The 19898-nt window shown below is 49.5% G+C and carries 11 protein-coding genes; 6 read left to right on the forward strand and 5 right to left on the reverse strand.

Going from position 1 to position 19898, the window contains the following annotated elements:
• Positions 1–18 precede the first annotated feature (18 nt).
• Entirely contained in the window at positions 19–627 is a 609-nt protein-coding gene (locus ACJJIN_RS05320) for an LEA/WHy family protein (RefSeq protein WP_413665677.1), read from the reverse strand.
• Between the two features lie 79 nt (positions 628–706).
• Between ACJJIN_RS05320 and ACJJIN_RS05325 the strand changes: the two genes are divergently transcribed.
• Positions 707–1873, forward strand: a complete 1167-nt coding sequence (locus tag ACJJIN_RS05325) for a dipeptidase (RefSeq protein ID WP_444897181.1) — start codon at positions 707–709, stop codon at positions 1871–1873.
• A 386-nt stretch (positions 1874–2259) separates the two neighbouring features.
• A complete protein-coding gene (locus tag ACJJIN_RS05330; RefSeq protein WP_444897182.1) occupies positions 2260–2955 on the forward strand; it encodes a YopT-type cysteine protease domain-containing protein in 696 nt (231 codons plus the stop codon).
• 164 nt (positions 2956–3119) lie between these two features.
• Here the strand turns inward: ACJJIN_RS05330 and ACJJIN_RS05335 are convergent, their stop codons facing one another.
• On the reverse strand, positions 3120–3584 hold the full coding sequence (locus tag ACJJIN_RS05335) for a RidA family protein (protein ID WP_444897183.1): 465 nt from the start codon (positions 3582–3584) through the stop codon (positions 3120–3122).
• 218 nt (positions 3585–3802) lie between these two features.
• Positions 3803–3934, reverse strand: coding sequence for a hypothetical protein (locus ACJJIN_RS05340; RefSeq protein WP_444893794.1), 132 nt, complete (start codon positions 3932–3934; stop codon positions 3803–3805).
• Positions 3935–4156: 222 nt separating this feature from the next.
• Between ACJJIN_RS05340 and ACJJIN_RS05345 the strand changes: the two genes are divergently transcribed.
• From ACJJIN_RS05345 to ACJJIN_RS05360, 4 genes are all read left to right on the forward strand, one after another.
• Positions 4157–5117, forward strand: a protein-coding gene (locus ACJJIN_RS05345; protein WP_444897184.1) for an IS5 family transposase whose coding sequence is annotated in 2 segments (ribosomal slippage) — positions 4157–4600 and positions 4602–5117 — 960 coding nt in all. Because the reading frame shifts where the segments join, the coding sequence is not laid out codon by codon here.
• 712 nt (positions 5118–5829) lie between these two features.
• On the forward strand, positions 5830–6864 hold the full coding sequence (locus tag ACJJIN_RS05350) for a BamB-related PQQ repeat family beta-propellar protein (protein WP_444897185.1): 1035 nt from the start codon (positions 5830–5832) through the stop codon (positions 6862–6864).
• 347 nt (positions 6865–7211) lie between these two features.
• Entirely contained in the window at positions 7212–17417 is a 10206-nt protein-coding gene (locus tag ACJJIN_RS05355) for a Tle-like phospholipase domain-containing protein (RefSeq protein ID WP_444897186.1), read from the forward strand.
• 2 nt (positions 17418–17419) lie between these two features.
• On the forward strand, positions 17420–18196 hold the full coding sequence (locus ACJJIN_RS05360) for an ankyrin repeat domain-containing protein (RefSeq protein ID WP_444897187.1): 777 nt from the start codon (positions 17420–17422) through the stop codon (positions 18194–18196).
• A gap of 381 nt (positions 18197–18577) precedes the next feature.
• Here ACJJIN_RS05360 and csrA read toward each other — a convergent pair whose 3' ends face one another.
• Together csrA and ACJJIN_RS05370 are read right to left on the reverse strand one after the other, a co-directional pair.
• Positions 18578–18742, reverse strand: coding sequence for a carbon storage regulator CsrA (gene csrA, locus ACJJIN_RS05365; protein ID WP_444897188.1), 165 nt, complete (start codon positions 18740–18742; stop codon positions 18578–18580).
• Between the two features lie 246 nt (positions 18743–18988).
• Positions 18989–19876 carry a transposase gene (locus tag ACJJIN_RS05370; protein ID WP_444897189.1) on the reverse strand — a complete coding sequence of 296 codons (888 nt, stop codon included), beginning with the start codon at positions 19874–19876 and terminating at the stop codon, positions 18989–18991.
• Positions 19877–19898: the final 22 nt, after the last annotated feature.

Here is a 19898-nt window from a genome sequence, read left to right on the forward strand (position 1 = left end):
AAAGTGAGTAGGCTTGGACTAGTGGTAGAGGCCCAGATTCTGATTTAGTCGAACTTCGCCACTTCGCTGCACTGTAATGGAAGGCACAATGGACCTGCTCAGGCCAATTTTTGCCTGAAGTTCATAGGGTACCGATTGCTGCCCTCTATTCGCTAATTCAGCGGCGGCGAATAGAGACCCCATCCAGCTCGCAGTTGCGTCTACCGAGATGTCATCCTGGCCATAGGGGGCAATGGGCAATAAGTTGTTTGAGGTTCCTGTCATCACTTTGTGGCCGGCAAGACTGAGCTTGTAGTAGATCCCGGAGAGGGGTAGCTCTTGGTTGTTAGGGTTGAAAATGCGCAAATGGATTCTGAAGCGCAGATCGCTGCCGACGGCAGGAGGAAGCGGCTCCAGCCCAATAATCTCAACCTCGGGCTGCTGAAAGTTGGGCGATAAAGCGGCGCAACCACCCATGAATAGAGCGAATAATACGAGTAAGTTCAGTTGTAAAAGCTTAATCACTGCTTGTCCTTCATTTTTCTCTCTTCTGATAAGTACGAGGTTGGTGTCCCAGCGCTTATTCCACGACCACCACAGTTTTATTTCTCTTGCTTGCTTATTGAGCAACCGCTCGAATTGCTTCATTCTGCGATCCTGATGGATCGAAGAAGGTTGTTGCCTCTGTGCAAACTTCCCCATGGATTTCTACTAACGGAGACAATAGATGAGCAAGTGGTTCATTCTTCTGACAACAATGGTGGTGATATTGTTCGCCAGCTGGAAATGGCTTTTGCTTCCGGCTATTGAAAAGTCGATGAACAAAGTAGAGCCGGGCAAAATTGCAGCGCTGTCATCTGAGGCTAAAGCGCTACACCAAAGTCTATTGGTAGGTGATCTCCACGCAGATAGTTTCCTGTGGGCCAGGGATTTGAGGAAGCGAGCCGACTATGGTCATCTGGATCTCCCCCGGGCGCGAGAAGGTAACCTGGGTATCCAGGTCTTCACATCAGTTACCAAGTCTCCCCGGGGGCAGAACTATCAGAAGAACTCCAGCAAAGCTGGCGATAACATAACCTTATTGGCCATTGCTCAGGCGTGGCCAGTAAAGGCGTGGGGCAGCCTGTATGAGCGGGCGCTCTATCATGCAGAGCGTGTTAATGCGCTACAGCAATCTGCGCCTGACCAAATACGTATCGTCAAAAGTGCGGCAGATTTACAAGAGGTGCTTGCAGCAAGGAAGCAGGGTGGAGAGGTTTTGGCCGCACTCCTTGGCACTGAAGGTGCCCATCCTTTGGAAGGGAAGATCGAAAACATCGGTCGCCTATACGATGCTGGCTTCCGAGTGATGGGGTTGCAACACTTTTTCGACAATGAGCTGGGTGGCTCCCTGCATGGAGAAAGCGGGCAGGGTTTGAGCGCATTTGGCCGGAAAGCAGTGCAGGAGATGGAAAGGCGCTCTATTGTGATTGACGTCGCCCACTCCTCCGAGCAGGTCGTCCGCGAAGTTTTGGATATTGCCGAGCGCCCAGTGATTGTTTCCCATACCGGGCTTCAAGGGGCATGTAACTCACGCCGGAATATCAGTGACGAGCTAATGAAGGAGATAGCGGGCAAAGGAGGCTTGGTTGGAATCGGTTTCTGGCCTGGTGCTGTCTGTGATACAAGCCCCAAGAGCATTGTTAAATCCATTCGTTATGCCATTGATACACTGGGTGTGGATCATGTCGCATTGGGGTCGGACTATGACGGCAGTGTAAAGGTTGCATTTGACGTAAGTGAACTGGGCGTGCTTACCGCAGAAATGCTTCGGCAAGGGTTTACTGAAGAAGAGATCCGTAAAGTAATGGGTGAGAACCTGAGAGATTTCTTCCTTACTCAACTTCCCAGTTAATATCATATAGGAAGGTTGAATTTAGATTCCGCAGCCTTCTCAACAGATATATTAGCGCTGGCATTTGATAGCTCACTGTTCTGATGAGTTTGTTATTACCAGCGCAATACTTGCACTCGTATATGATTAAAAATAAATTTACTTTCTGCACATATCCAAACGCAATTTAAACTGGAAATTTCTATCAAATTTTGACCTTAGCGTCCTGAAAAGCCAATTGAAATAAAGTGTAATCAAATTCCGGTTTACTTTTTAAAATGACTTAGAGCTAAAAAAGCCACAAGAAAATTGATAGAGATAAAACTGTAGGTGAGAAAAATAGAACATGGGCCGCGATACCGCGGATAGGCAAAAGTCCACTATCTATAAAGAATAGGGAGACCTCCATGTTCAATCCGAATCTAACAGAAACAGAATTTCTATTGGATCAAGCAAATTACATCCAACCCGGTGTCCACAATGACGTAAGGCGCGGAGTTTGTTACGCATTATCCTACATGTGGGTGAGGCTCGGCTTGCAACCCGGCGGTCATATAAATATGCACCTCCAGGCAGGACTGCAACAGCGTTACCATAATACGGGAATTGGAAACGCCCTCAACAGAGCAACTCCAGGTATGTTTTTAAGGGCTGTTGGCGGGTCGACCACCACCTTTGGGCAGCCTATCTATACAATGCAAAGGGCAATTTCCGCGCAGCAGCAGATCCAGGGAAATGTGATGGGTATATCGTCAGGGTTAAGGACGATTTGTCGGACAGATGGGTATACCGAGCACTGTATCGCCCGTGGGCATCAGTTGAATCCATTTGAGCCTTTTTCCACATTTTTGCGATGGATACGGCAGGGGATGGCCCGCCTTAATCAAGGCTTTGCATTGATAGGATTCCTGGGCCCCAACAGCGGCCATGCAATTGCAATTCAAGTACAGAATGGTAATACCTGGAGGCTTTTTGACCCCAATTTTGGCTCCTTTGTATTTAACGGATACAACCGCTTTAAGGCCGAATTACATCAGCTGGCTTTGATATACCTGGCGATGGGCACTGCTGGTGGAAGCTGGATGATTTCAACTTTTAGATAAGTAAGTAGGGTTGTTTTATTGTCTAGGTATCACAGGGTCGCTTAGGCGACCCTGTGCGTTGAGTTTAAGTGCAAGCGTATACCTAGAGAATTTAGACCGCAGTAAAAGTCCTGATGAGTCAATTAGGGGGGGGATTAGTCTGGCACTCCCAGTGTTAATATTGACTACTTGGCAGCGATGCACTCAATTTCAATTTGGGCGTCCAGCGCTAGGGACTCCACTGCAAAGGTAGTCCTTGCAGGGTAGGGGGAGGCAAAAGCTTTCTGGTAGATGTTGTTGAATTCAGGGAAATTCTTGATATCTGTTAAAATGACCGTGCATTTAACAACATCTTTCATTTCGTAGTCGTAGCGCTCCAGAGTTTGCTTTATGTTGTCTAGAGTCTGTTTGGTCTCCGCAGCGAATCCCCCTTGGGCTAACCGCTTAGTCTCCGGTGAAAGCCCTATTTGGCCAGAAAGAAATAGCTGGTTGCCAACTTTTACAGCCTCTGAAAACGGTAGCTTTGAGGCTGATCCTGTTGGGTTCAGAAATTCAACCTGCTCAGCGTCCTTTGCATGGCTGAAACTGGAAAGCGTAATAGTGAAAAGTGCAGAAATTAATGCATTTATAGGTGATGTCTTTATCTTCATTGGAATATATTCTTATAAATTTGGTGTCAAACAATCTGGGCTAGGTCTAGGGGGCTCTAAATAATTCCGTGATGCCTCTGGTTCACAATCAAGGTGCGGCTTGGCAAGAGTGTCCAGAGCTTTCAAAAAGTCACAACGCAGGGTGTGAATCGCTCTGAAAGCCCCATGGATGAGCCTTGAAGGCTCGCAGAGATATTACGGATTTATTTAGAGGCTCCCTAAAGCTCTCTCGCTGCGCTGATAACTTCATTCCACTCCATATCTGAGTGCCATTCTTTATACTGCTGAATCATTGGGTAATAGTGGTCAGGGATATCTGAATCGGGAGCGCCGCTATATAGGTACGCCATTCCCTCTCTAAACCATTCAGGCTTAAGCATTGTATTCAGTGGGCCGATCTCTTTAAATTGAAACCAGTGAACTACTTTATGCTGAGTAATATAGACTTGCCAGGGTTTTGGTGCAATTACAGTGCCTAAGCAAGGGAAAGATATGGCCCTTTCTAGGGAGCCTCTGATTAATTCTGAGCCAATTTGGTAATATTCATCTACCCATAAAGACTACGATGAATCATGCACCAAGTCACCTTTGCCGAAGCAGAATATAAGCTAAAGCGCCGCATAGCTCGCCGAGAGAAGTTACTTTCTCAAATGGAAGCCCTCATCCCATGGCAGCGACTAGAAGCTCAGATCACCCCTTGCTATCCACGAGGCAAGCGTGGCCGACAGCCATATCCATTGAGTGTCATGCTCTGTATTCATTGCATGCAGCTATTTTACAATCTCAGTGATCCCGCTATGGAGGATGCACTGTATGAAATTGAATCCATGCGTAGTTTTGCTGGATTGACTTTGAGCGACCCAATTCCCGATGAAACAACGATTCTTAACTTTCGCCACTTACTGGAGTTCAATCAGCTAGGTACAGCTCTTTTTGATGAAATCAACAAACATCTTGCTGAGAATGGCATGGTACTGAGTGAAGGCACCATTGTAGATGCCACTATTATCTCTGCAACCAACTTCAACTAAGAATGAAAAGAAAGAACGTAATTCAGGAGTGCATCAAATAAAGAAAGGCAGTCAGTGGGATTTTAGAGTTGAGCACAACAAAATGCATATCGAGGTTGATGATGTGCCCGGGGTGATACATAGAATAGGTACAACAGCAGCGAATTCGCATGATGTCACAACCACAGAGCGAGTCCTCCACAGGGAGGAGAAAAGAATCTGGGGAGGCTCTGGGTGCATTGGTGCGGAGAAGCGTGAAGAGTTGGAAGAGCGGGAGGCGGATTGGTACATATTAATGAAGCCGAGCAAGCTAAAAACTCTTCCAGGGCGTGATGTATTCCGTAAAGCGGAAAAGATCAAGGCGCAGATAAGAGCGAAGGTCGAGCACCCCTTCCGCTACATCAAACAGGTATTTGGTTATGACAAGGTCCGCTATCGGGGACTGGTAAAAAATACTGAGAGGCTATGCTTACTGGCAGGCTTTACTAACTTATTAATAGGGAGAAAATACTTGGCTGCCTAGGGGTGGTTCGCCTGAAATTCGCCTATTAAGGGTTTCGGGTGAAAAATTAGTGGGCTATTACGCGTTTGTGCGTAATAAGGTGAATTTTTCAAGCTGCTCAGCTTAATTCTGGAAAAATGCTTCGTTGATCAGAGGGTCCCTTAGAGAAATAAATAATAATAGATGTAGTAGTTCAGGCTTGACTGACAGTTATGAGTTTTCAATATATGTTCAGTCAAGCCGAGGGTGTAGTCTATATTGTGCAACTGCTCATGCCCCATGCGCTATATCGGAGCGCTCATGAGAAAATCAATGAGCAATAAAGACTTCAAGCAACAACTCAATGTCCATGTCGCAGCGCTGGCGAAGGGTGTTAAATCTTAAGTCGACACCAACTGTTGTGATCAACAGTTACTCCACCCTACTGCATAATTTTTTCCAGGCTGTGAAGTGTTTTGAAATTTTAAAAGCTTTAAGCTCGGCAAGAATCTATGTGAAGTATTTTGAAATTTCCACTCATTAAGTTAAGATGAGTAAAGCGCCACTTTGGCAGTGTCGAAAAACAAATTATTGATAACTAAAAGTTTGTGAACGGATCCTCTTTTTATTTATGGACAAAATACTTCGCATGGACCCATTGCTCATAGCTTTTTGGTCAGAGTGTAAGAAGCTCTCTTCACAATGCCCTTCGTTACGAATATTACCTGTCTGGTTTCTCGCTCTAGCTGTATGTTTGGGATTATCTTCTGAAGAGCTTGATGCCGCAGAAATGGCACTCGTTTCGGAGTCGCCATTGTCTGCACCGGAGGGAGGGGCAGAGCTTGAGATCCGCGCTTTCTCAGCACTCCCCGAAAAGTTGTTCCAACCGGGAGATAGTGCCGGGCTTAGCTGGTCAGTGCTTGGAGCGACAACTGTAACCCTTATCAATAATAGCAATGGAACCCGGATTGAAGGGCTGCAGGCCAAGGGAGTCGTGCGAGTAGCCCCCACAACTACTACCACCTACACCTTGTTCGCCAATGGCCCCTCTGGAAGCAAAACTGCACAAATACAAGTTACTCTAGCTTCGGGACAACCAAGCAATCTCTGGGAAAGCGGCCCACCAGCAAAGAGCATGATCAGCCATATATCCCTTCAGCAGGTTCAGCTACAACCCGAATCTATCGGAGCTTCACTCACCGCACTGGAAGATAACAGTGTTTATCAGGGCAACTTTGACGGAAACTACTATCACTTTTCTGCCGATGGTGAATTGACCTGGACACTGGACGATATTGGCGTGGTGATGAGCCAGGCTGCGGTTTCAAATGGCATTGCCTATGTAGGTGTCAATAAGGCTGAAGGCGGGCGAGTTTTTGCCGTAAAAGCGGATAAATCCATTCTTTGGCAGGTACACACAGAGAGTGGTGTGATTGCCAGCCCCATACTGAGTCCCGATCACAGCATGATCTATGCCGTGAGCTATAGTGGCACAATTTACGCCTTGAATATCGCAGATGGCAGTGAACAATGGCGTTACCAACTGCCCGGGGGCGAAACGGTGAGTACCGCACCGACCCTGAGCGAGGATGGTTCAGTGCTTTATATCCACAGTACAAACCACAAAGTTTTTGCGCTCAAGAATGGGTTTGTACCAAATACCTCTCCCGAAACTTTGTACCCAATCCCTGATGGGCCGACGATAGCCTTTCCTGCACCTGATTCCGAAGCGCTACCAGAGCAGCTGCAACAACCCGTTTTACTGTGGCAACGGGATCTACAGCCATAAAATGTGCCGCGAGCAAGGAAACTCTAACCAGTTTTTTTAAATATTATTCCATAAAAATACCTTCTAATGGCGAGTGTCCGATAGAAGGTATTTTGGCATCAGTGCAACAAATACAAAAAATGAACATAATGACCAGCTTTTCTAGTCCTCTGATTGGCATACTCAAAACCTTCAGTATCTTGTTGCTGTTATGTATGGGAGCCTACTCACACGCAAATACAATAACGGTGTCGCCAACAAACAGTAAAGATGGCTCCCTGAGTATTAGAGCAGGCACGTACACAACGAGTTGTGGGCGAAATCATGCAAACTGCCCTCGCTCTTGGTCAGAGGTGCGGGTTTCATTATTGGCTGATGGAGTTTATAGGTCCAAAGGTACTCTTAGCCAGCTGGGAACCCATCTGGGCGGAGGCGTCTATTCGCTACAAGTTACAGAAAAAGGCAGATGGACGTTTTCTCTTATCGGCTACAAAACAATTCTCAGTGAGGAATACCCATGTAGTGGTGATGCCGAGATAATGTTAGCCGCTCCTTCTTCCGGCAATGCCGAAACCAAGTCCAAAACAATTGGGAATATTACACAGGCAAGTGGTCCTATAAAACACAATGGTAGGTGCTTTGGTCTTTCGCGCACCGAGTCAGAAAGCCTGGACAGTGCAAGTGCTACAGTATCCAATCCTATAAGCGCCCCCAGTTCTTTTGCTATTACACCCAGTCAGGTGATTGAAGGTGGAAGCTACACTTTGCGCTGGGAAAACCCTGATAATGCTAACAAGATTAGCCTTTTTGAAAATTCCAGCACCTCCCCACTAAAGCAGTGGACGGGCACACTACTACCAGAATCCTATACGTTCTCCAATAAACCTGTAGGTAGCTATTCCTATCAGCTCCAGGCCTGTAACAGCCTGGAGTGCAGCCCTCTATCCCCGGAGAGGGTTGCCAAGGTAACTTCCAACCAACCCCCCAGTATTAACTGGCAAAGTGGCGACAACGGTGGCCATGTCGAGTATGGCCAGGTGAAAACTTTTTATGTTACTGCGGACGATAATGATGGTTCTATTGGAGAGGTCGAATTTTTTTATCAGCCTATCGGTAGTACTACGGAGCAATCCATTGGAAATGCTACAAAAGATACCAGCCAGTGCCAGAATTGTTTTCGCCTGAATTGGACTCCGAGTGAAGGTGAATTTGAGGTTTGGGCTGTTGCAACGGATAACCTTGGTGCAAGTAATTCTCTTTATAATCAGAGGGTCACTATTGATGTAGATTCGAACAAGTCTCCAATAGGTAGCTTGGTCAATCCACCGAAAACTATTGCGCAATACAATACAGTTACCTTAAAGGCAGAAGCAGAAGATCCTGATGGCAGCGTGGCCTCGGTGAAGTTTTTGCTGAGTGGTGCCGGGATAGGTACAGTCACGAAACCTGTCAATTCCAAGTGGTTGGTGATTTCCTCTTTAGGCCCAGTGGTGATCTTGCCTCTTGATACAAACGAAAAAGGCGAAAAAAAGCAGTATCAGTTGGTCTGGACACCGGGAGAGGGGGTTTCCGGTGACTTTACTTTATCTGTTAAGGTAACCGATAACGAAGGGCGCTCGAGAATTTCTCTTCCCCAGCCTCTTAGCGTGACCGCAGCCACAATACCTCCTGCGCCGAATGGCTTAACCATTGGCGGAGAGACGCAACCCGGAATTAACCGCACCGGTAACTACACCTTGCGCTGGGTCCCAGTGGCGAGCACTACTGAGTATCAGATCTGGCAAAGCAAAGACGGTTCACCTTTTAGCTTATTTAAAGAAAACATTAAAGATGATGGCTTTTTCTTCTCGAACCAATCATCGGGACACTATCGCTATCAGGTTAGAGCCTGCAATCCCCTTGGGTGCGGTGCACCCAGTGACGAGATTGCCATTACTGTAGATACCCTGGAGGCTCCCCGGGCATTATCCGCACGTCCACACCCAGAGTCTGGAAGTTCTAATCCGCAGTTCACTGGCAGTTATACCCTTGCCTGGAATCCCACAAGCAACCAAGAAGTTATATACCATCTTCAGGAAAAGCCCGGTGGTGCAGAATCTCAGACCGCCTGGAACCTTATCCAGCAAGGGTCTGAGACCAGCGCTCTTATAGAAAATAAAAGCTCTAATGAATATGCCTACCAGGTACTGGCATGTGACAAAGAAAATCCTCAAGTCTGCAGCGAACCGAGTAATCAGGTTCTGGTTTCTGTATTGACCCCTGTACTGACGGCGGCAAGCCTATCCTGTGGTGAGGGCTGTCTTGCACTATCCGGCTTGGGGCTGGATCCTGACCTGTCCCTGACATTAACTGGAGTAGCCGATCCAAAGGTACAGCAAACCTTTGCCGCGGGCGCTGAGGCGCTTGAGCATGTTTCCACTACCAGCCTGCGTGTCAGTATTGCGCCGGGCGGTGCACTTTATGACCAGCTGTTTAAACTCGGAGTGCGAGCAAGGGTCACCAACCCTAATGGGGCCATTGCTGGCATGACAGCCTATGGGAACCGTGACACCGAACTTATTGGTGAATCCAGCTCCTCACCAGCCATCGGTCCCAACGGCGTTGTTTATGTTGCTGTCGGCAAGCAGTTGCACGCCCTAAAACAACAGGATGGCACCAGTGTCAAAGAGCTGGGCTGGCCCTTTACAGCCGATGGTTTTATCCGTGCCACCCCGAGCATAGATAGCACCGATGGCACTATCTACGTGGGCGCATTGGACGAAAACTTCTATGCTATCACGCCTTATGCTCTGGAAAAGTGGCGCCTACCTACCCGAGGAAAAGTGGTCTCTCGAGCGGTGCAGGACGAAAACCGCGTACTCTATTTTGGCACCATCATCAGTGAAGCCGAGGCCAATGAAGAGGGCAGTGGGACTGGAGACGAAGAGAAAGGCATACTCTATGCCGTCAATGCATCTGCAACCAAACCCTGGGAGCGGGTTAAGTGGACCTACCCCACCAGTGGCGGCATCATTAAAGAACCGGTTTTGGCAGGGGAAAACACCCTGTATTTTTCTACAGCCGAGAATAATCAGATATATGCCCTGACCCGAGATAATGAAGGTCCCGGTAAATTGATCTGGGAAAGTGTTGGCGATCCAGCTCTCTGGGAAGAGATCGGTAATTGGGCTCCAGATCCATCTAGAGAACCGGAATATCTCAGTGTGGCGCGCCTCTATCGCAGCCTGCTACAACCCGAATTGCCCTTTAGCGGAAAGATTCTGACCTTCTGGACTTACCAGTTGGTCGGCGGCAATACTACCCACAAGGATATTGCTGAAGCCTTTTTAGTATCCACCAGTGGTCAGGCTAATTTCTCCGAGGTCTTTAAGCACTCCGATTCCCGGACGCGGGCAGAGGCTTTTGTCGATACCCTGTATCAGAGGTTGTTCCCTGAGCAAGGGCAGCCGAATCTGACCTGGGGTGGACGCAGCTACAGCCGAGACGAGTTGATTGATACCGCAGAGGGTCTGTCGCTCGCCCATGCTGCCACCTTGTTTGCGCAGTCTGAGGAATACGTTTACGCCACTAATGCCTTGCTCCGCCGCAGCTTCAAATATTTGTATGAACAAGACTACAGCTGGGCGGTTACAAGCTGTGACGACGGCGATGCTTACACCCGCGATTGCGATGGCGATGGCCTTCCAGACTGGTGGGAAATTCTCTTTCTCGGCGACACTTCCTACGGCGCTGACGATGACCCTGATAACGATGGTGTCACGAATATAGTGGCATTCAACAGCCGTACCAGCCCGTGCGCAAATGGTTGTTACAACGGCGTTGTGGAAACGCCTCCAGAGCCTGCCGCATCGATACTACCGGATTCTACGGCGATGGCTATCTCGGCAGAGACGGGTACATTGCCAGGGCAGTTCCGGGTCAATGAAGCTGGGGCTGCTACTTATTCAATACCTTTGAGCCTGCCTGTGGGCACCGCCGGTGTCGCGCCACAACTGGCTCTCAACTACTCGAGCCAGGGGGGCAATGGCCTGCTCGGGCAGGGTTGGAATTTAAGTGGTCTCTCCAGCGTCACCCGCTGTCGCCAGACTCTGGGGCAGGATGGCCAAAACCGGCCGATTACCTGGGGAAGCGAGGATCGTTTCTGCCTGGATGGCCAGCGTCTGTTACTGGTCAATGGGGGCAGCTATGGCGCCCCAGGTAGTCAGTATCGCACCGAGATCGATAGCTTTACTCTGGTTACTGCCCACGGTGGCAGCGCCGGTAAACCGAGCTACTTTACTCTTGAACGTAAAGACGGTTCTATCAACTATTACGGGCAAAACACCAACGGAAATAATGCCCAGCAGTCCCTCGCAGGTTTTGGCACTCTGAGCTGGGTGGTGAGCCGCACGGAAGACAGTGCCGGCAATCCCGTAGAGTATTTCTACGATCAAAGCGGAGGTCACCGTATCCGCGAAATCCGCTACGCCTATGGTGACAGCAGCAGCCCCGCCGCCTCAGTAACATTCGACTATGAAGCGCGCGAAGATGTCATCAGTAGCCATGTTGCCGGTGCAAAAATAACCAATAATCAGCGCTTGCAAGCCATAACTACGCATGGGGTGCAAAGCGCGCTACTGCGACGCTATGAGCTGGACTACCTCAGAACCGATTACGAAGAGGATGTGCTGAGCCGAATTGAGCGCATACGCGAGTGTGTGGGCAGTGTGTGCCATCCCGACACCGTGTTTGAATGGCGCCTGCCAGCCATCTTCTTCACTACCGATTCTGCCAGCACAGTAAAGCTGAACGATCAGGAAGATCGCACTGTTTCACCAAGACCTGCGGACATCAACGGCGATGGACGTATGGATATTGTCTGGCTTGAAGTGGACTGGGACCAGGTGAATGGCAAACTTAAAATCCGCGATCAATACCTCAAATATGTGTTGGCCACAGAACAGGGTTATGGTCCCGAACAGCAGGCGGGCCATTACGGTGGCAGTTCGCTCAGCCCTTATCGCTGGGAGGTATTTGACTACAATGCCGATGGTCGTGCCGATGTAGCACTTTTCCGTCGATCAGGGGCAGATGGAGGTATCTGGAAGCTGCACCAGTCGGTTTATAGCAACGGAGCCTGGAGTCTTTCGACATCACCCATAGAGCTTTCCCTGGACAAAAACACCCGTTTTGTGGACATCAATGGTGACGGTTTGGCAGATGCTGTGACCTCGTCTGGCTACAAGCTGTTAGAGCCCTCTGGAGCATCCACAGACTCCGCCAACTTCTATCACTTTGGTGCCTTGCAATCCTGGCAAATGCCCGCGCCACCCCCCTTTAACCCACCGTCCTGGGACGACAAGACGCTAGAAACTTATCTGAACCCGGATGTGATCGGGGATTTTGATGGGGATGGTCAGGTCGATTTGATTTTGATGCAGACTCTGATGCGGTGGGATAAGGGTGATATGGAGTCCCAGTGGACTCGCGCCCATGTTGTCAAAGTGCAAGGCAACCAGTTGGTTCTCGGCCAACAGGTAATGGATTCTCCGGATGGCACAGAGCAAACCTGGGGCTTTAAGGGTGGTAGTGATGAAACGGGTGCAACGTCTCTACAGCGTCATCCTTACCTGCACCGTAAGCTGCGGGCCGTCGATATCAATAGCGATGGGTTAGTGGATCTGGTTCAAGAAGATACCACGGGCAACAGCCCTTATTCCTACCGGCTCAACACCGGGGCCGGCTTCGCCACTCCAGTCAGCTTGGGCAGCTTCCCCAAAGATGCCCAACCGAGCTGGTTGGACTATGAGGGAGATGGGGATCTCGACCTGGTTTGGCGAAGAGAGCAGGGAGATCGGGAAGAGCTGCGCCTGCGCCGCTGGCAGAGCGACCAGCAGATTTATAGCGCAGAAGAGAACTTCCGCATTGCGCGCAAAGGTGGCCTGGATATGTTCCTGGATATGAACGGCGATGGTTCTACCGACTGGATGGAGTTCGCTGACGATTATCTGCGTATTTATCACTCACCAGACCGCAAAGTGGCCCCTAACGTGATTGAGAAAATCACCAATGGCCTGGGAGCGCAAACCCATATCACCTTCGGCTCAAGCGTTACCTCTGGCCACTATGCGCGCCTGGATATTGGAGCTGTGCTCGAGTCCCACTGTGGAAGTGGAAATACCGATGCCATTGAGGACTGGTGTACCCAGTACGGGGTCAGCACCACTAGCGATTTTTACCGCGCGCTCAATAGCGACTGGCAGGGTCAGCACACCCTCGGCAAAACCAGTCCGGTACTGGAAATGCTCGGCACCCAGTTTTTGGTCACTCAAGTCGATAGCAGTGCCCCCGCAACTAATGCCGACACTGCAGGGCAGGTAGATTCGGCGGCCACCAGCACCATCAGCTATATGTACGGTGGCGCGCGCCTGCAGGCCGGTGGTCGCGGACTCCTGGGTTTTGAAAGTCTGCGCACCATCGACGCGCAGAGCGGTATCAAAACCACCACCCACTACCGCCAGGATTTCCCCTTCCGCGGTTACCCTCTGCGCACAGAAACCCGCACACCCCAGGGTTACTTGTTGGGTGAATCCGACAACACCTGGATACTACAAGGTTGGCAATCCAGCTTCCCGTCAACAGCCCTCAACGGCACAATCAAACTGGGGCCACTCATGCCGGTTCTCGCCACCAGTGTTGAAAAGTCCTACGACTTTGTTAACGATGGCCAAGCTCAAGGCGTGCAGCTGAAAACCGTTACCACTTCCACCGAGAAAGATAATGATGGCAACGTCATTCGTGTTCACGCGGTCACCGAAACGCCTGAGGGGGATCGCTTTAGCACCGAGACCGTCAATGTCTATGGCAGTGGAGCGGTCAGTTTCCAGAATCCAGAACACAACTTTAATAGCTATCTCCAACTGGGACGTTTGCTCAATACCACTGTCACCCACAGCCGTAGCGAAGGGGGTCAGCACCAAGAGGCCGTGCGTAAAAGTGCCTTCACCTACTACGACAGCGGTAATGAGGCAGGGCTTCTCAAGCAGGAAATCCTGGAGCCCGGCGACTCTCTGCAACTGACCACCCGTTACGAATACGATGACTTTGGTAATAAAACCCTTGCCGAGCAATCCACCGCTAACGAAGAACCACGCACTCAGCGCTGGGTATATAACTCTAATGGGCGTTTTGTAGATGAAGAGGTAAACGGCTATAACCAGACACTCAGTCGGGTGCTGCAACGCAATAGTGCCGGTCACCCCACTGAGGTTGAGGATATCGTCGGCGTGGTCAGTCAGATCACCTACGATGTCTTTAATCGCCAGGTGCACAGCTACAGCAGTACAGGTGCACAGAGCAGCAGCCTTCTGGCCCCAGCCGGTGCCCAGTGCCCCAGTGGTGCCAGCACCCAGCAACGCGATTACAGCGGTGGTGGCGGTGAAACCCTAACCTGTTACGACCTCATCGCCCGGGAAGTGCGCAAAGCCACCCGCGCTTTCGATGGCGGTTGGAATTATGTCGATATTGAATACGACAATGTGGGGCGGGTAAAACACCAGTCAGAACCCTACAAAGCAGGCGCTACTGCTTACTGGACAACCCACGACTATGATCGTCTTGGTCGCGTGATAGGAACCGACCTGCCGGGGATCAGTAACAGCAGAGGTACTCGCTGGGATCTCACTCTGGAATACCAAGGCACCACCACCACCGCCATCAACCCCAAGGGGCAGCGCAAGGTTGAAACCAGCAATGTGGTTGGGGAAAAAGTACGGGCTCAGGACAACGCCAATAACACCCTCGAATTTACCCACGACGCCGAGGGCCAGCTGCTGCAAGTGATCAATAAAGGCAACGGCAGCCGCAACCTGATCACCCGCATGACCTACGACCTGCTCGGCCGCAAAGACACCATGTCCGACCCAGACAAAGGGGACTGGGAGTATGTCTATAACGGCTACGGAGAACTGAAACAGCAAACCGATGCTAAGGGTCAGCGTGTCGAGAATACCTATGACATTCTCGGCCGCCTGACCGAGCGTCGAGATTTTGACACCAATAAAGCCGTAAAAACCACGAAGTGGTTTTACAACAACGACCAGAGCACTGGAGAAAATGGCGTACCTCCGGCAGCACTGATCCGAGTGGAGGCATTCGATCCCAGCAATAGCTCAGACAGCTACGCCAAACTCTATAGCTATGATCACTATGGCCGTCCCAGTGAAACCATTACCAGCTTCTCTCTGGAAGGGGGCGACGACCACTATGAAAAAACCAACTACGACCAGTTCTCGCGGCCGTTCCAGATTTTTGATGCCGGTGGCGACGGTAGCTGGGAAAGCAGTGCCATCCGCCACCATTACAACCAATACGGCTATCTCGCCCAGGTTGTAGACGCCGAGCTGCGCAACCTCGCTACCGCCGAGCAGTTTTATACGGTCGTCAAAATGGATGCCCGTGGCAATGTGACCGAGCACCTGAGTGGCAATGGCATTACCACCATCAAAGACTACCATCCCGCAACTGGCCTTCTGCGGGGTCAGACAGCCAGTGTGCTGGGTGTTGGCGACCTCCAGTATCTCAGTTACGACTGGGATGACGTCGGCAATCTCGAAAACCGCGTGGAACAAAGTGGGGGGAAAAACCTGCGCGAAGACTTCCTCTATGACGAACTAAACCGTCTCACCAGTGCCCAGGTGGCAGGCCGTGAAGCGCAGACTCTGCGCTACGATGACCTGGGCAATATCACCTTCAAATCCGATGTGGGTGAATACCGTTACGGAAGTCAGTGTGATCAAGGCTTCGGCCCCCACGCCGTCTGTGAAACCTCCGATGGTGTGCGCTATCAATACGATGCCAATGGCAATATGACCGAGGACTCCAGCGGTAGAAGGCTGAAATACACCACCTTCGACAAGCCCTACGAAATCCAAAAGGGGGGTCATAAAACCGAGTTTAAATACGGCCCGGACCGCATGCGCTATCTGCGCATCGACACCGACAAGAGCGGCCAGGTTACCGAGACCCGCAGCATCGGCAATGTCGAGAAGATAACCAAAGACGGTACTACCGAGATCAAGCGTTACCTCCCCGGCGGAGCCCTGATCAGTCTGACAGTCAACGATGGGGATAATGAGGGCCAATACCGTAATCGCAGCACCCAGTACCTGCACAAGGATCATCTAGGCTCACTGGATGTGATTACTGACAGCAAAGGTGAGATTGCCAATGATGGCGAGGCTGTTTACAGCTTCGATGCCTGGGGACAACGCCGCAACGCCGTGGACTGGAGCCTATTGGCAAGTACAGCTCTAACTGACTTTGATAACCGCATTACCACCCGCGGTTATACCGGCCACGAAATGCTGGATCAGGTGGGCCTGATCCATATGAATGGGCGGATTTATGATCCGATGCTTGGGAGGTTTTTACAGGCTGACCCGCATGTGCAAAGCCCCGGTGACACCCAGATGTACAATCGGTATAGCTATGTGCGGAATAATCCGCTGAACGCGAGCGATCCAAGTGGATACTTTCTAGTAACCTTGGCTGCGATCGCTGCCTATGCTATTACTGCTGACATTGCCATTACTGCGGTTGTTGTTGGGGTTGTTGCCTTTGGGCAGGCATTGCATGCCGGTGCAGACTTTGGTGATGCGCTGATTGCAGGTGTTTCTGCAGCAGCAATGACATACGCAGCAGGGGTTCTGGCTCCAGGAGCGGGAGCAGGCTTTAAAGAGATCGCACTGTATGGGCTGCAAATGGGGGCAATTGGGGGCATGACCTCTGTTTTGCAGGGTGGAAAGTTTGGCCATGGATTTGTATCGGCAGGTGTTGGCTCAGCTGTGGGAGCAAAAATTGGTGGTTTCTCTAAAGGCTTTAGCTGGAGTAACGTTGGCAAAGCTGCAGTGCGGATAACCCTTTCAGGGACAATTTCAAAAGCAACTGGAGGAAAATTCGCAAATGGAGCTGGTACAGCTGCATTCTCTATTGTTGTCAATAATTCTCTAATGGGGAGGGAGCCGACGGCTACAGAGGTTCGAGATGCTAGAATGGCTGATGCTGCCTATAAAGGGCAGGTTGGAGATTCTGTTGGTTCTTACACCATTGAGGATATCAAAACTGACCCAAGTGGTTTAAGGGCAGCGTTATTTGTTGATGGTGACTCAAAAGTTATTGCTTATGCCGGAACAGATCCATCTTCTATTAATGGATTTTCTAATGACATGGGGGATAATGTTAATCAAGCTTATGGAAGGCATAGTGATCAGTATGCCGCTGGAATTAAGTACGCGATCGATAAGGGCGTCACACATTTTGCTGGGCACTCCTTAGGCGGTGGCATTGCTTCTGCTGCGGCCATTGCAACAGGTGGAAGTGCTACTATATTCAATGCTGCCGGCCTTCATAATAATACCGTGGGAGGAATTCCACGAAGTAATGCGAATATCGTTCACTTTAGGAGTACGTTTGATATTGTTCAGCCATTGAACTCCTTTACTCCATCTAGCGTGCCGGGTGAACAAGTTTCGTTAGGCACGGGTTCCGGTTTTCACGGTATGGGTGATGTTTGTCGAGTGATGGGGTGTTATTAGGTATGAAGAGAGTGGCAAGTTTTCTCCTTTTGCTTTTTATGGTGATGAGTTTATCCTGTACAGCTGAGAATATAGATTTTAAATCAATGGAATCTTCTGAGAAAGAATTTATAAAAAATCAAAAGAAGAACCTTCTCATTTATATGGGATTGGATGAGATATATAGAGACCCGCTCGTGAGAGAATTAGCCGGCGCAGCCGCCAAAGGAAATGTTGGCCGTATTGATTCGCTGGTTGAAGGTGGGGTAGATGTTAATTCCAAAGGAAAGCATAATGCGACCCCCTTATTTTGGGCGATAAGTAATGAGGAAGGGTTTAATTATTTACTGAAGCTAGGGGCAGACCCTAATGTTGTTTTCGATGATGGTGGATCTATCCTGCACTGGCTTGTTGTACGAGGAAAAATCCAGCTTTTGAAAGCTGCGCTCGCTAGTGGAGGTGACCCAAACTTAATATCCTCTATCAATGAAGATAGCCTTTTGTATTTGGCAATTGGTTCTCCGAATGAGTTAGATTCCGTTGAGTTGTTGATAGGGGCTGGTGCGAATGTTAATGGCACCACCAGCAGTGGCAATACTGCTGCAATGCTCGCTGCTGGTTATAACCATTTTGAAACCGTTGCAGTATTTGTTAAGAATGGAGTTGATGCCAGCATTAGAAATGAATCTGGAGAGACTCTTCTCGAAAAGCTTCAATCAAAAACAAGCATGTTTGATAAAAGCAGTGATAAGGGAGTTTTACTTTTTGAACTTATTGAACAATTAGAAGCTAAGCATTAGGTTTTGGATTCGAAAGTTGGGGTTTTCGGTAAAAACCAAGAGGAATGCAGGTAGCTAGGAAGGAGGGGCAGAATCAGCAGGGCGTGGCAGAAAGGAAACGCCGGCAATCGCCGATGCCGTGTACCCGGCATTTATTAAGCCGGGTACAGACTTGTTGTACTACCTCCACTGACCCCACCAAGCCTTTAAATTGACTCTCAAAATTCCGATTGAGATATAATCTCTGTTTGGATGAAATACCCAGACGTTTAAGGGTGGGGGGTGTGTTTTGGTAATACGGCCCCGGTTCCGGGGTCTAACTCTCTACACTCCGGTCCACTAGCTCAAAGTGGTGATTCAACTGAAAGGGCAACCCTTTAGGCATACTCAGGTGGTCATTTCCTATTTCTTCTTGATACGCCGATAAATCTCTTCACGGTGAACAGGCAGGGATTTAGGGGCGTTAATTCCTATCTTTACTTGATTCCCCTTAACTTCCAATACTGTGACCGAGACATTCGTTCCAATCCTTAAGTTTTCTCCAGTGCGGCGCTTTAAAATCAACATGCTCATTTCCTATTGATACTTAAACAAGGGGTGGTCTTTCTGCGGTGGGAAAGATTGGGAAAGCTATTCTGGACACCCAAAGATTGGAGAGAAGTGCGAGCCGTGTTTTTAGTACCAGCTCTAGCGACTTTTTCTTTCTGATTTAGTGTTAAGGTGCAGTGGAAGACTGAGGAAATATACTTGGGGTTGGAAAATCATGGTTTGGATACAAGCCGGGAGGAGAGGTATCGATAGGTTGGGTGGTAACTAGCAGGATGCTGCAGAAAGGAGGCGCCGACAGTCGCCTATACCGTGCACCCAGCGTTTATTGAGCTGTATACAGGCTTGTTGTACTGTCTCCACTGATCCCACCAATCCTTTAAAGCGACTTTCAAAGTTTCTGTTGAGGTATAGCCAGTGTTTTGGTGAGATGCCTAGTCGTTTGAGGATGGGTGGCGTGCTTTCAGCAATAAAACCTCGTTTTCTGGGGGCTAGATGTCGACCACTCCAGTCCACTAGTTCTAAATAGTGATCCAACTGAAAGGGAAGCCCTTTAGGTATATTCAGGCGCTCATTGCCAACAAACGGTAGTAAGTCTTTGGGCTGCTCACCTAAGATTGCTGCACGAATGCGTTGTTGGATCGAGGTATGGTTAGAGTCTTCTGGCGTTTTTGCCATATTGGCACGGATAGGGTTGAGGTCGACATAGGCCATACAGGCAGCAAGAGCTCTTTCATCTAATAAAGCCTGGGACTTGAAACGACCTTCCCAAAAGCGGCCTGTACAATTATCTTCAGCATTGGCCTGACGGGCGATAGACTCGTTTAAACAGCGCATAAACCAGCTAAGATCCATCAAGCGATCTCGCCATAGAGCGACGATTTCCTTTAGTTTTCTGATCTCACAGTGATCGAGAGTGTCCCCTTGAAGGTAGCGACGGGCCAAATTGGAAGCTTTGAATAGCTTCTGCCAACGGAGAATGACCTCGGTATCCGGCCAATTCAGCGCTTTCTCTTTGTCGATATAAAGTACGATATGGTAGTGGTTACTCATAACGGCATAGGCAGCGATATCAAGGGCAAAGATTGAAGCTAGATTATGCATTCTGGATTCAATCCACTCGCGGCGATGCTCATAGTCATTACCAGACTTCATATCTCTACCACACAGAAACGCT

This window comes from Microbulbifer maximicatervae (SeqCode), assembly GCF_052467505.1.

What these genes read in the sequence shown, in the direction of transcription:
- ACJJIN_RS05320 (WP_413665677.1), bottom strand. Translation starts at nt 627, where the DNA reads ATGAAGCAATTCGAGCGGTTGCTCAATAAGCAAGCAAGAGAAATAAAA.
- ACJJIN_RS05325 (WP_444897181.1), top strand. Translation starts at nt 707, where the DNA reads ATGAGCAAGTGGTTCATTCTTCTGACAACAATGGTGGTGATATTGTTC.
- ACJJIN_RS05330 (WP_444897182.1), top strand. Translation starts at nt 2,260, where the DNA reads ATGTTCAATCCGAATCTAACAGAAACAGAATTTCTATTGGATCAAGCA.
- ACJJIN_RS05335 (WP_444897183.1), bottom strand. Translation starts at nt 3,584, where the DNA reads ATGAAGATAAAGACATCACCTATAAATGCATTAATTTCTGCACTTTTC.
- ACJJIN_RS05340 (WP_444893794.1), bottom strand. Translation starts at nt 3,934, where the DNA reads ATGGCGTACCTATATAGCGGCGCTCCCGATTCAGATATCCCTGACCAC.
- ACJJIN_RS05360 (WP_444897187.1), top strand. Translation starts at nt 17,420, where the DNA reads ATGAAGAGAGTGGCAAGTTTTCTCCTTTTGCTTTTTATGGTGATGAGT.
- csrA (WP_444897188.1), bottom strand. Translation starts at nt 18,742, where the DNA reads ATGTTGATTTTAAAGCGCCGCACTGGAGAAAACTTAAGGATTGGAACG.
- ACJJIN_RS05370 (WP_444897189.1), bottom strand. Translation starts at nt 19,876, where the DNA reads ATGAAGTCTGGTAATGACTATGAGCATCGCCGCGAGTGGATTGAATCC.